12 protein-coding genes are annotated in these 12,640 nt (G+C 68.0%); 6 read left to right on the top strand and 6 right to left on the bottom strand.

What is annotated here, in order from left to right:
* A partial coding sequence (locus LK10_RS14345; protein ID WP_043125039.1) for an ATP-dependent 6-phosphofructokinase occupies window positions 1-883 on the top strand: 883 nt, incomplete at its 5' end.
* Window positions 884-890: 7 nt separating this feature from the next.
* Window positions 891-1,595, top strand: a complete 705-nt coding sequence (locus LK10_RS14350; RefSeq protein ID WP_043125040.1) for a GNAT family N-acetyltransferase — start codon at window positions 891-893, stop codon at window positions 1,593-1,595.
* A 50-nt stretch (window positions 1,596-1,645) separates the two neighbouring features.
* On the opposite strand, the gene LK10_RS14355 is transcribed toward LK10_RS14350, so the two are convergent.
* The 6 genes from LK10_RS14355 to LK10_RS14380 all read right to left on the bottom strand — a co-directional run bounded on the left by LK10_RS14355 (window position 1,646) and on the right by LK10_RS14380 (window position 7,269).
* Entirely contained in the window at window positions 1,646-2,479 is an 834-nt protein-coding gene (locus LK10_RS14355) for an aldo/keto reductase (RefSeq protein ID WP_043125042.1), read from the bottom strand.
* Window positions 2,480-2,488: 9 nt separating this feature from the next.
* Entirely contained in the window at window positions 2,489-4,015 is a 1,527-nt protein-coding gene (locus LK10_RS14360; protein ID WP_043125044.1) for a DHA2 family efflux MFS transporter permease subunit, read from the bottom strand.
* Window positions 4,016-4,088: 73 nt separating this feature from the next.
* Window positions 4,089-4,517: an ankyrin repeat domain-containing protein gene (locus LK10_RS14365; protein ID WP_043125047.1), complete on the bottom strand. Its 429-nt coding sequence runs from the start codon at window positions 4,515-4,517 to the stop codon at window positions 4,089-4,091.
* A 14-nt stretch (window positions 4,518-4,531) separates the two neighbouring features.
* Window positions 4,532-5,662, bottom strand: coding sequence for a CAF17-like 4Fe-4S cluster assembly/insertion protein YgfZ (gene ygfZ / locus LK10_RS14370; protein ID WP_043125050.1), 1,131 nt, complete (start codon window positions 5,660-5,662; stop codon window positions 4,532-4,534).
* A gap of 51 nt (window positions 5,663-5,713) precedes the next feature.
* A complete protein-coding gene (locus LK10_RS14375) occupies window positions 5,714-6,343 on the bottom strand; it encodes a nitrobindin family protein (RefSeq protein ID WP_043125054.1) in 630 nt (209 codons plus the stop codon).
* A gap of 179 nt (window positions 6,344-6,522) precedes the next feature.
* A complete protein-coding gene (locus tag LK10_RS14380; protein ID WP_156144188.1) occupies window positions 6,523-7,269 on the bottom strand; it encodes a permease in 747 nt (248 codons plus the stop codon).
* Window positions 7,270-7,358: 89 nt separating this feature from the next.
* Between LK10_RS14380 and LK10_RS14385 the strand changes: the two genes are divergently transcribed.
* The 4 genes from LK10_RS14385 (at window position 7,359) to LK10_RS14400 (ending at window position 12,620) form a co-directional block, all read left to right on the top strand.
* On the top strand, window positions 7,359-8,054 hold the full coding sequence (locus LK10_RS14385) for a winged helix-turn-helix transcriptional regulator (RefSeq protein ID WP_043125058.1): 696 nt from the start codon (window positions 7,359-7,361) through the stop codon (window positions 8,052-8,054).
* A 219-nt stretch (window positions 8,055-8,273) separates the two neighbouring features.
* Window positions 8,274-9,257, top strand: a complete 984-nt coding sequence (mshD, locus tag LK10_RS14390; protein ID WP_043125060.1) for a mycothiol synthase — start codon at window positions 8,274-8,276, stop codon at window positions 9,255-9,257.
* 241 nt (window positions 9,258-9,498) lie between these two features.
* Window positions 9,499-11,640: an RNA degradosome polyphosphate kinase gene (locus LK10_RS14395; protein ID WP_231567787.1), complete on the top strand. Its 2,142-nt coding sequence runs from the start codon at window positions 9,499-9,501 to the stop codon at window positions 11,638-11,640.
* Between the two features lie 2 nt (window positions 11,641-11,642).
* Entirely contained in the window at window positions 11,643-12,620 is a 978-nt protein-coding gene (locus LK10_RS14400; protein ID WP_043125136.1) for an NUDIX hydrolase, read from the top strand.
* Window positions 12,621-12,640: the final 20 nt, after the last annotated feature.

Raw genomic sequence — 12,640 nt, forward strand, 5'->3', positions numbered from 1 at the left:
CTGCTTCGAGATCCCCCGCACCATGGTGCGTGGCATCTCGAAGCAGGGCGGCACGATCCTCGGCACCTCGCGCACGAACCCGTTCGAAAACGGCGGCGGCCCGCAGGTCATCAAGGGCCACATGGACCGCCTGGGCATCGACGCGATGATCGCGATCGGCGGCGAGGGAACGCTCGCGGCCGCGAAGCGCCTCACGGACGCCGGGATCAGGATCGTCGGCGTGCCCAAGACCATCGACAACGACCTCGACGCCACCGACTACACGTTCGGCTTCGACACAGCCGTGGAGATCGCGACCGAGGCCATAGACCGGCTCCGCACCACCGGCGAGTCCCATCACCGCTGCATGGTCGCCGAGGTCATGGGCCGCCACGTCGGCTGGATCGCCCTCCACTCGGGCATGGCTTCCGGCGCGCACGCGATCCTCATCCCTGAACAGCGCGTGAGCATCGACCAGATCGTCGAATGGGTCAAACTGGCCCACGACCGCGGCCGTGCCCCGCTCGTCGTCGTCGCCGAGGGCTTCACAACCGACACAATGGCCGAAGCCCACTCGGAGCGCGGCCTGGACACGTTCGGCCGCCCCCGCCTCGGCGGCATCGGCGAGCAGCTCGCCCCGGAGATCGAGGCCCGCACCGGCATCGAGACCCGCGCCACCGTCCTCGGCCACATCCAGCGCGGCGGCGTGCCGACTGCCTTCGACCGGGTCCTCGCGACTCGGCTTGGCATGGCAGCAATCGACTCGGTCGTCGAGGGCCGTTGGGGCACGATGGTCTCGCTCAACGGCACAGACATCGTCCACGTCGGCTTCGAGGCCGCCCTCGGTCGGCTCAAGACCGTTCCCCAGGACCGGTACGACGAGGCCCGGGTCCTCTTCGGCTAGGGCCGGCTTGAACGAGACTTTCCACGAGAGCAGCCGGGGGATCGTCCGGCTGGCTTGGGCACGTCGCCTCGGCCTGCCGGACCTTTCGTTCTCGGACGACGGCGGCCGCCTCCTGGGGTTCCGGGACAGCGCGCGCGAACTCATCGCCGTCGAACTCTTCGGGCAGCTCGCGCTCTCCGGGCCGACTGCCCTGGTCAACGAAGCTGCAGACCTGGCCGACGACGACCTGCTCGGCGGCGGCGCCCTCCTCCGAGTCGCCGGGCCGGGCGCTCACGCGCTCAGCACGGCCGTGCTCGGCTTCGCCGACGATCTCCCCCTCTTCCAGCCCGAGACCGAGCCCGAGGTCTCGCGAGGGAATCCGCAGGCCGTCGAGCTCGAGACCCGCTGCCCGCCGGACGACGTCAGCTCGGCGGGAATCGAGCGGCGGGATCACAGGTTCACGCTCATGCTCGACGGCGAACCGGTGGCGTGCGCGGCCTACTCGGTGATCGAGGGTCTCCTCGCAGACCTCGGCGTCCTCGTGGCGCCCGGCTTCCGGGGACGCGGCCTTGGTGCGTTCATGGTGCGCCTCGTCGCCCACGAAGCGCTCGCGGAGGGATTCCTCGTGCAGGTCGAGGCGCAGGCCCAGAACGCTGGAGCGTTGCGGCTGGCGGACACGGTCGGGGTCGCGCCCTCCGCCCGGGTCGCCTCGGTCAAGCTACGGACCCGCTGACTGCTCGCTACGGCATCCGACTCGGTACCTCACGGCAGAGTCTGCGAGCCTCAGTGGCCGAAGGTGTTCGGATCGGCGGCCGTTGGCCCCGTGCCATCGAGCGAGTTGAGGCTCCGGATCTCCTCCGCGCTGAGATCGAAGTCGAACACCGCGAGGTTCGCCTCGAGCCGCTCACGCGAGGCCGACTTCGGGATGGCGACAAGCCCCTGCTGGGTGTGCCACCGCAGGACGGCCTGGGCTGGCGACACCCCGTGAGCCTCGGCAACCGAGACCACCGCCGGTTCGGAGAGCAGTTCCTGGCCCCGCCCGATCGGGCTGTACGACTCGGTCACGATCGCGTGTGCTTGATGGTAGGCACGAGCGTTGTCCTGGACCCAGTACGGGCTCAACTGGATCTGGTTGACATCCGGTCCCACACCAGTCGCCTCGATAATCGCGTCGAGGTGCTCTGGCGTGAAGTTCGAGACCCCGATCGAGTGGACTTTCCCCTGATCGCGCAAGGCCACGAGGCCCTCCCAAGCCTGGACGAACGTGCCCTGATCAGGATTGGGCCAATGCACAAGGAACAAGTCGAGGTACTCGAGGCCCAGTCGCCGCACGGCGTGCTCCCACGCTTCTCGCACCCCCTCGACGCTGTGCCACGCGCGGTTGAACTTCGTGGTGACGAAAACGTCCTCGCGAGCAACGCCCGAGCGCCGGATCCCCTCGCCGACGCCTTCTTCATTGCCGTAGTTCTCCGCAGTATCGACGTGCCGGTAGCCGAGCTCGAACGCGGTGGCGACGACGTCCGCCGCCTCCGCGTTGTCGAGCGGCCAGGTCCCGAGGCCGAGCTGCGGGATGGAGTGTCCGGAAGCGAGCTGGATGCTGGGTGCCGAAGAAGTCATGGGGCCAGCCTAGGGTCGGTCGGCCTCCACAGGCGAGGGTGGCTCGGTACCCGTGCGCTGCGCGTCGGCCGGGGCGCCCCATGAAGGCTGACGGACCTTCGCGAAGAAGAACGCCACGATGAACCCGATCGCAATCACGGCCGCGGGGAGCAGGATCGACTCAGCCATCGCCGTCGTAAAGCCGCCTTGGATGAAGGACGGAAGCGGACCGGATGCCAGGCTGCTCGTGCTCGCCGCGGCACCACCCGGCCGTGCGGGGAGGTCGGCCGCGAGGCGCGACTCCATGAGCGTCGCGATCGCCGCGCTGCCGAGCACGCCGCCGATCTGCCGGGTCGTGTTGTAGATGCCTGAGCCGGCGCCGGCCAGCTGGGGAGGAAGATTCCGCGTCGCGAGTGTCGCAAGGGGACCCCAGATGCCCGCGTTGGCCACGCCGAGAATGGCACCCGGGATGAGCAGCATCCAGATCGGCTGATCCGGGGTCAGCAGGACGGAGTACAGGACGAGGGCGACGACGAACAGGAGCATCCCAGCGATATTCATCACCTTCGCATGGCCCCGGTCCACGAGCTTGCCCGCGAAGGGTGCGAGACCACCGGAGAGGACGGCCATCGGGATCATCATGAGCGCCGACTGCGTGGGGCTCATCCCACGGACGAGCTGGTAGTAGAAGATCGTCGGAAGTCCGAACGAGGTCACCGTGAAGCCCACTGTCGTGATGCCCAGATTCGCGAGCGAGAAGTTGCGGTCGCGGAAGAGTCCGAGCGGCACGAGCGGCTCCGCCTTGTTGACTGCCTGCCACACGACGAACAGCACCATGATGACGATTCCGGCAATGATCAATCCCCACACCGTGATAGGACCGGTGATCGTCCCCCACGAGTAGGTCTGGCCTTCCTGAATGCCGAACACGATGAGGAACATCGCAATACCGCTCAGCGCGACGCCCAGCCAGTCGAAGCGGTGCGCGTGCGTCTTGAGCGTCGGCACGAGGCGCCACGCGAGGATGAAGCCCACGATCCCCACGGGGACGTTGATGAAGAACACCCACTCCCAGCCGAGACCATCGACGAGAAGGCCGCCGAGGATCGGGCCGACAAGCATGGCGACGCCCGCCGTCGAACCCCACACGCTCATTGCCGCACCGCGGCGCTCCGGCGGGAAGATTCGCGTGATGACCGCCATGGTCTGCGGAGTCATGAGGCCAGCGCCGATGCCCTGTACGACTCGAGCGGTGATGAGCGATGCGATGCTGCCCGAGAGGCCGCACCAGAGCGAGGCGAGCGTGAACACCACGAGGCCCGCGAGATACACGTTCTTGGGCCCGAGTCGATCGCCGAGCCGCCCAGTGATGAGCAGAGGCACGACGTACGAGAGCAGGTAGGCGCTCGTGACCCAGATGACCTCATTGATGTCCGCACCGATGCCCCGCATGATCGCCGGGTTGGCGACCGAAACGATGGTCGTGTCGATGAGGATCATGAAGAACCCGATGACGAGGGACCACAGGGCCGCCCAGGGGCGTTCGACTTTTTCCACCGGACTAGGGTCTCACTTCCTGAGGACAGCTTCAGTCCGCAGGAGTCCGCCTCGAGGTATTAGGAGACGAACCTCACACGTTGAAGCGTTGAATGAGCTCGTCCCGGCCGAACATCTGCGCGGCCTGACGGGCGGAGGGAGTTCCGGCGTCGGGATCGGCTCCGAACTCGAGAAGGGCGTCGACGACGTCGGCATACCCCTTGAAGACCGCCCCCGCGAGCGGTGTCTGCCCGCGATCGTTGGGGGTCTGGACGTCGGCGCCGTGCTCGCCGAGGAGGCGAACGGTGCCTGCGTGGCCGTGATATGCGGCCAGCATGATGAGCGTGTCCCCCGATTGGTTGGCGAGCGACGACGGCGCCCCGGCCTCGAGATAGGCGCGCAGCGTTGGCTCGTCCCCACTCCTTGCTGCATCGAAGAGGCGCGTGGCCAGCTCGATGACGTCGGCGTCCGGCTGGCTCGGGGCCGGCCTGCTGTCGGCTGGCTGGCCTGCGTTGTCGGTCACGTTTCCTCCTGGCATCATGGCTGGCCGCGCAGCAGGCCGGCGGGCCGCTGCACGACCTGACCCGCATCCGGAGCAACGATGAGCTCCTGGGCAGCCGCATACTCCTCGCCCTCCGCCTCGCCGCGGACAACGAGCGTTGCGGAGGGGTCCGTGCTGCGCTTGACGATTGCGAGGGCGATCGGGCCCATCTCGTAGTGAAGGGCCGCCGAGGTGACGCGCCCGACCTGCTTCTCGGCGCCGTCGTCCGCCCGCTGGAGAACCGGACTCCCAACGGCAGGGAGCGTGTGCGCGGAACCGTCCAGCTGGAGCATGACGAGCCGCCGCGGGGGGTGCCCGAGGTTGTGGACTCGCGCGATCGTCTCCTGACCCTTGTAGCAGCCCTTGGACAGGTGCACCGCCGTGCGCAGCAGGTCCAGCTCGTGCGGAATGACCTTGTCGTCACTCTCGAAGCCCATGCGCGGACGCCATGCGGCAATGCGAAGCGCCTCAGCGGCCATGGAACCCGCGAGGCCCGTGCCCGCGGCATCAAGCAAGGCGGCCGCGACGCCGAGCTGGTCGGCCGGAACGAGGTGCTCGAACCACGGGCGTTCGAGGCCCGGGTGCTGTTGCTCCGGCACGGGCGCGTAGCTGTACCCGCCCGGTGCGATGTGGGGCCACGGGTCTTCCCACACGGGGCCGACGCCCACGATTTCGGCTAGCACCTCGAGGCGGCGGGTCGCGCCCAGAACGCCCCACTCGTCGCTCACGTTGGCGACCTCGACACGGAGCATGAACCGCATCGAGTCGAGCCATGCGGCGAGGCCCTCGGCCTCGGCGGCCTCCACGAGGAGCCAAGCCCTCTCGCCGTCGTCCACGATCCGCGCGTCGTACTCGATCCTGCCCTGGACGCTCAGGAGGAGCAGTTCCGCCGACTGGCCCGGGACCAGCGCCGAGACCTGCTGGGAGGAGAGGGTTGTGAGCCATGTGAGCCGGTCGGGGCCAGCAACAGTGACGACGCCCCGGAACGAGAGGTCGACGACGGCGCTCCCCTCGGCGAGCAGGCGCTGCTCGCGTACAGGGTCACCGTAGTGGGCGGCCACACCCGCGTCAGCGCCGGACGCGGCGACGGCGCCCGGCCGTCCGAGGAGGGGAGAAACGAAACTCATGACAGTCACAACGTCCAGACGTTCGGTTTCAGTCCGCGAGGACCGAAGTTCTCATTCGGTGGGCTGCTGCGGCGTCTCCGGCGTTGCCACGCGGTGAAGGATTGCCGAGGCATGCGGGCCAAGAGGCGAGCCTCCCGAGGCGACATCCCAACGCCAGAACAGGTCGCCGTTGACTAGTCCGAGGAGGCGCGTCGCGGCGGAGTAGTCATGGCTGTGAGCGCCGCGCATGACGGCGTCCGTGCTGAGATGGATCTGGGGACCCTTGATCTGGCCATAGTAGAGCTCGGCGATGCTCCCCGGGTGGAGGATCGTGACGGCGATGTCGAAGCCCCCATCCGCGTTCCGGAGCCGCTCGACCTCGTCCGCGGACTTGTAGGCCGGGACGATGTCCGGGGGCGTGAGACCGGGGCCTCCGTCGGCGTCTTGCAGCGGGCGGTCCAGCTGCCAGTAGCCGGTCTCGACGGAGAGGGGGCGCAGCTTTGCGCCGTTCTCATCGCAGAGCCAGCTCTCGGCCTTGTACTCGAGGTACGGAAAGCCGTTCTGTGCAAACGTGACGTGCTGCCCGAAGTGCTCGTCACCCGCCTCACCCGCGCCGAGACGCCCGCGACCCTCCCACTCCCCGATGAGCCACGACAGTGGGACGAGCTCGGGGGTGAGTCCGGTTGGGATCTCGATGGGCATTAGTGGTCTCCGCGAGGGTCAGCGCTGGCCGCGGAACAGCCCGAGGATCGCGTACACAGCGAACCAGGCCATCGAGATCCCGGCGATCACAAGCAGGACGAGGAAGAGGATTTCCCAGGCAAGAACAGACATAGCGCCATCGTAACGCCTCCCAAAGAGGGTGCTCGTCGCATGACGGCTCAATAGATGAGGAGCTTGTCGATGAAATAGGCGAGCGATCCGACGGCAAGCACCGGACCGAGGGCGAGCGCGACGAGGCCCGGGCGCGGCATCGGCCGCAGGCGTGTCCGGTTGAGGCGCCGTACCGCCGCGAGGACCGCTCCGATGAGGACGCCTGCAGCTGTGGCTGGAATCACGGTCACGCCCGTGAGCACGAGCGCGGCGAGGGGCGCGGCGAGCCCTGCGAAGATGATGGCGAGAGGCGCAACGATCGTGTCCGGCCAGTTGATCGCACCGACCAGAAGCGCGACCGTCGTGCTGATGCCCGCGACGAGAAGCATCGAGCCCATGCCCGTGAAGCGCGCGGTCGCGATCCAGCCTGCCCCAAGGGCGCACAGCAGGACGCCGGAGCTCGCCCCGAGTGTCGATTCCAGACGGTGGGACTGCCCGGTTCCGCGGATCAGCTGGACGACGATGACGGCCATGATCCCCAAGGCGATGACGGACGGTGTCCACGAAAGGTACTCCGGGCCGCTCGCCGCCGCGGCGGCGACTCCCGAGACTGCGCCCGAAAGCGCAAGAATGACACCGTTGGTCCGCTTGGCGGGAATGCCGAGGAAGAACGGCCATCCGAGCCCTGCTCCTGCGGAGAGGACGACGGCGACCGCAGCCTGCGTGAATGGGCCGCCGAGGCTCGACACGACGAGTGCGAGCGTGCCCGCCACGCCTATGCCCGCGGCCGCCGCGCCTCCGATCCACGTCTTCACACAGCCATCCTTCCATAGCGCTCCACGTATACTCGTTCAAATAGGAACGACCTGCCCGACGGTGTGCAGCCTGCTCTTCGGGAGGAACCATGTCGCACATCCTGCTGCTGACCAATAGCCGAGGCTCTTCGGTCGAGGTCCTCCCTGCCCTCGAGCTCCTGAACCATCAGGTGCACATCCTCGCGGCCGAGCCGACTGCCCTGCTCGACGCGGATCCGGCCGACGTGATCTTCCTCGACGCGCGCAAAGACCTTGTGGGCGCCCGCTCGCTCACCCAGCTCCTCAAGGCCACGGGACTGAGCGCCCCTCTCCTTCTCATCCTCACCGAAGGCGGGATGGCGGCCATCTCGTCGGCATGGGCGGTCGACGACATCGTCCTCGAGTCGGCCGGTCCTGCCGAGATCGAGGCACGCATTCGCCTCGCCATGTCACGCTCGGCCCGCGTCGACGAGCCCGAGACCGAGATCAGGGCGGCCGGCGTCGTCATCGACGAGGCGAGCTACACCGCCCGCGTCAACGGGGAGGCGCTCAACCTCACGTTCAAGGAGTTCGAGCTGCTCAAGTACCTCGCACAGCATCCGGGCCGCGTCTTCACCCGCCAGCAGCTCCTCACGGAGGTATGGGGATACGACTACTACGGGGGCACCCGAACGGTCGATGTGCACGTTCGGCGACTCCGCGCCAAGCTCGGGCCCGATCACGAGGGCCTCATCGGCACCGTTCGAAACGTGGGCTACCGGCTCACTCTCACGCGGCTCAACGAGGACGAGCTGAGCGACGCCTAGGCGGGCACAGCCAACCTTGCCCCCGGGACCACGAAAGGCCCTGCACGAATCCGTGCAGGGCCTTTCGGCTTGTGGAGGACATACGGGTCGAACGTATCAAGGCCACCCCACTGGTGGATCCCCCGCGACCGCCTTTCAGCGGCGAGCCACCACTCTACACAGACGCCGCGACTGGCGCCAAACGGCCCACGCCTCCCCCGCATTCGCTAGCCTTGCTGCATGACGAGCGCAAACCCCCAGGACTGGCCCGCCACCGTCGTCGAGGGACGCGTCCCCCGTGCCCTGTGGAGCGAGGTCGAGGCGCTCCTTGCCGCCGCAGAGGATTCCGACGGCACGCCGTCGCTTTCCGAGCAGACGATCGTGCTCCAGCGCTCGCCCGAGACGAGATCGGAGGAGATCCTGACTGTCGCGGTGCACGCGCTCGACGACACGTCGGAGTCAGAGGCGCCACAGGACCTTGCCGGGGTAGCTGCGATTGCGTTCCAACCCGACGGCACGGGAGTCGTCGAGCTCGCCGTCCATCCGAACTACCGCAACCAGGGTGTGGGTGTACGGCTCGTCGAAGCGATCCGGGAACTGCGGGGACCCGCTGGCCAGGAAGGCCTCACTGCCTGGTCCCATGGGAACCACGAGGCGGCTGCTGAGCTCGCGGCGCTCTACGGGTACGTTCCCCTGCGCGAGTTGTGGCGAATGGTCATGGTGCGCCACGCCGAGGGGCCGACGCCTAGCCTTCCCGAGGGCGTTGCCCTGAGGAACTTTGTGCCCGGGCAGGACGAGGAAGCGTGGCTCGAGGCCAACAGGGCTGCCTTCGCCCACCACCCCGAGCAGGGCGCGCTTCGCCGAAGCGATCTCGAGGCCCGCATGGCCGAGCCGTGGTTCGACCCTGCCGGCTTCTTCCTCGCGGTCGACGGCGATGACCGGATCCTCGGGTTCCACTGGACCAAGGTGCATCCCGCCCACGGCGAGCACAAGCCGATCGGAGAGGTCTACGTCGTCGGCGTCGACCCGTCAGCGCAAGGGCGGGGCCTGGGCCTCGCCCTGACCCGGACGGGGATCGACTACCTCCACTCCCAAGGGCTCAAGACGATCATGCTCTACGTCGACGCTGACAACGCGGCTGCCGTGGCCCTCTACCGCAAGCTGGGCTTCACGCTCTGGGACAAGGACGTGCTCTACGGGCCTCCCCAGCCTGCCCGCGCCTGAGCCGACGGCCGGTCGCGGCGGGTCGATCAGGCCACAGCCCTTGTAGGCTGGTTTCCGAACGGACAAGAGCTCCTGCGGAGGAACAGTGACTGAAGCCCAGAACGAGAGCACTGCAGCACTGGCGCCGCAGAATCCTGACCTCGCCGCCGTCGGGACGACCCGTACTGCCGTACGGCCCAGCGGCGCTGCGCCCGTCTTCGGTTCGTCAGAGGTCCCAGCCTCTCGGGCGACAGAGGACCGGATCGACATCCCCCAGTTCCAGCCAAGCCCCTCCCCCGCTGGGGAGATCGGCCCAGACCGCTTCCTGGACAGGGAACTGAGCTGGCTCGCGTTCAACGCGCGCGTCCTCGAGCTCGCAGAGGACCCCGAGCTGTTCCTGCTCGAGCGCGTGAACTTCCTCTCGATCTTCGCCTCGAATCTCGACGAGTTCTTCATGGTCCGCGTCGCCGGTCTCAAGCGACGCATCGCGACCGGCCTCGCCGTCCCCTCTGCCTCGGGGCTTAGCCCGCACGAGGTCCTCGATCAGATCTCGGTCGCAGCGCACGAACTGCAGGAGCGCCACTGCCGCGTCTTCAACGACCAGATTCGCCCCGCCCTCTCCGAAGCCGGCATCCAGCTCGTCTCGTGGGACGATCTGGGCGAGGCCGAGCACGAGCGCCTGAGCACCCTGTTCTCCGAGCAGGTCTTCCCGATCCTGACGCCCCTCGCTGTCGACCCGGCCCACCCGTTCCCCTACATTTCGGGCCTCTCGCTCAATCTCGCCGTCGTCGTCCGCAATCCTGTGAGCGACAAGGACCTCTTCGCGCGCCTCAAGGTGCCGGACCAGCTTCCGCGGCTCATCTCCATAGACGGCCCGCGGGCCGGGAGCGTCGCCGGGCGGCTCGCACGTTTCATCCCCCTCGAAGACCTCATTGCGGTTCATCTCGACCAGCTCTTCCCGGGGATGGAGGTTGTGGAGCACCACACGTTCCGCGTGACCCGCAACGAGGACCTCGAGGTCGAAGAGGACGACGCCGAGAACCTCCTCCAGGCGCTCGAGAAGGAGCTCCTGCGGCGGCGGTTCGGTCCGCCAGTTCGCCTCGAGGTCACAACGGACATCAATCCGAACATCCGGGCCCTTCTGGTCCGGGAGCTCGGCGTGGACGAGGCCGAGGTGTACTCCCTCCCGGGGCCGCTCGATCTCCGTGGCCTCTCGGTGATCAGCGCGATCGACAGGCCCGAGCTCCACTACCCGAAGCAGCTCGCCCACACCTCGCGCTTCCTCAACGAGTCCGAGACGTCGAAGGCCGCGAACGTCTTCGCGGCCATGCGCCGCCGGGATATCCTCCTGCACCACCCGTACGACTCCTTCTCGACCTCGGTCCAGGCGTTCTTGGAGCAGGCCGCGGCGGATCCGAAGGTTCAGGCCATCAAGCAGACCCTGTACCGCACCTCGGGCGACTCGCCGATCGTGGACGCGCTCATCGACGCGGCCGAGGCCGGCAAACAGGTGCTGGCCCTCGTCGAGATCAAGGCCCGGTTCGACGAGCAGGCGAACATCTCGTGGGCGCGGAAGCTCGAGCAGGCCGGAGTGCACGTGGTCTACGGCATCGTGGGGCTCAAGACCCACTGCAAGCTTTCGCTCGTGGTCCGGCAGGAGAACGACGGCCTCCGCCGCTACTGCCACATCGGCACCGGCAACTACCACCCGAGAACGGCCCGGTATTACGAGGACCTCGGGCTCCTCACGTGCGACGAGCAGGTCGGCGAGGACCTTTCCAAACTCTTCAATCAGCTTTCCGGCTACGCTCCCAAGTCCACGTTCAAGCGCCTCCTCGTCGCACCGCGCTCGGTGCGCTCGGGGCTGATCGACCGCATCGAGACGGAGATCAGGAACGCTCGGGCGGGCCTCCGGGCGCGCGTCGTCATCAAGGTCAACTCGATGGTCGACGAGGCCATCATCGACTCGCTCTACCGCGCCTCCCAGGCGGGAGTGAAGGTCGACATCATCGTTCGCGGCATCTGCTCGCTGCGGCCCGGCGTGCCGGGGCTGAGCGAGAACATCACGGTCCGCTCCATCCTCGGCCGGTTCCTCGAGCACTCGCGCGTGTTCGCGTTCGCGAATGGGGGGAGCCCCGTCGTCTACATCGGCTCGGCGGACATGATGCACCGCAACCTCGACCGGCGGGTGGAGGCCCTCGTCCAGCTCCGGAACCGCGAGGACATCAACGAGCTGATTGCCCTCTTGGACCGCTACCTCGACGACAGCACATCAAGCTGGCACCTCGACCGGACCGGCACCTGGACCCGGCACCACATCGATGCGGAGGGCCCTCCCCTTCAGGACATCCAGTCGTGGCTGCTCGCGTCCCGCGCCCGCCAGCGGTCCTCGTCCCTGCGGTGACGATGGCGGATCAACCGCGCATTGCCGACGAAGGCCAGGTCCTGGGCGAGCCCGTCTCGGTCTACGCGGCCGGAGCCCTCCCGTGGCGTATCCGCTCGGGCGAGCTGGAGGTGCTCCTGATCCACCGCCCGCGCTATGACGACTGGTCTTGGCCTAAGGGCAAGCAGGACCGCGGCGAGACGATGCCCGAGTGCGCGATCCGGGAGGTGCGCGAGGAGATCGGCCTCGAGGAACCGCTCGGCGTCCCACTCCCGGCCACGAGCTACCACGTCACGGCCGGGTTGAAGATCGTCCACTACTGGGCGCTCAAAGTGCCGCCGAGCGCCGTCATCCGCCCTGACGGCACCGAGGTCGATTCGGTGCACTGGTGCGGCGTCGAGGAGGCGGCGACGCTCCTGACGAACCCCACAGACGTCCTGCCCCTGCGCTGGCTCGCGGAATGCCACCGGCGCGGCGAGCTCGACACGTTGCCGCTCATCCTTCTTCGGCACGCCAAGGCGAAGCCGCGGGGCTCGTGGACCAAGGCCGAGGGCGATCGGACCTTGGCTGCATCAGGCGTCCGGCAGGCCGCGGCCCTTGCAAGGCTCCTCGCTGCCTGGCGGCCCAAGCGGGTCGTCACGAGCCCGTGGCGTCGCTGCGTCGACACCGTCCAGCCGTACATCGCAGCCTCGAAGGGCACCGTCAAGGTCCGCCTCAACGAGAAGCTCACCGAGGCGGCGTACAAGCGGAAGCCGGAGAAGGCCGCGGCGATCGTGGGAAAGCTCTTCGACAAGCGGTCGAGCGCCCTCATCTGCACCCACCGGCCCGTGCTGCCTGCCCTGCTCGGGGCCTTCGCCGAGCGGTGCGAGCCGGGCATCGAGAGCGAGCTCCCCGCGGAGGACCCCTACCTCGCGCCCGGCGAGATGCTCGTGTTCCACGTGACCGTCGAGGGCACGCCGCAGGTCGTGGCGGTCGAGCAGGTCAAGCCGTTCGAAGACTGATCTTCGGTATCGCGACGTTA

This window comes from Sinomonas humi (genome assembly GCF_000802235.1).
GTDB lineage: Bacteria > Actinomycetota > Actinomycetes > Actinomycetales > Micrococcaceae > Sinomonas > Sinomonas humi.

Bases quoted from the DNA above. Each gene is read 5' to 3' on its own strand.
- LK10_RS14355 (WP_043125042.1), bottom strand. From the start codon at position 2,479: ATGACTTCTTCGGCACCCAGCATCCAGCTCGCTTCCGGACACTCCATC.
- LK10_RS14400 (WP_043125136.1), top strand. From the start codon at position 11,643: ATGGCGGATCAACCGCGCATTGCCGACGAAGGCCAGGTCCTGGGCGAG.
- LK10_RS14385 (WP_043125058.1), top strand. From the start codon at position 7,359: ATGTCGCACATCCTGCTGCTGACCAATAGCCGAGGCTCTTCGGTCGAG.
- ygfZ (WP_043125050.1), bottom strand. From the start codon at position 5,662: ATGAGTTTCGTTTCTCCCCTCCTCGGACGGCCGGGCGCCGTCGCCGCG.
- LK10_RS14375 (WP_043125054.1), bottom strand. From the start codon at position 6,343: ATGCCCATCGAGATCCCAACCGGACTCACCCCCGAGCTCGTCCCACTG.
- mshD (WP_043125060.1), top strand. From the start codon at position 8,274: ATGACGAGCGCAAACCCCCAGGACTGGCCCGCCACCGTCGTCGAGGGA.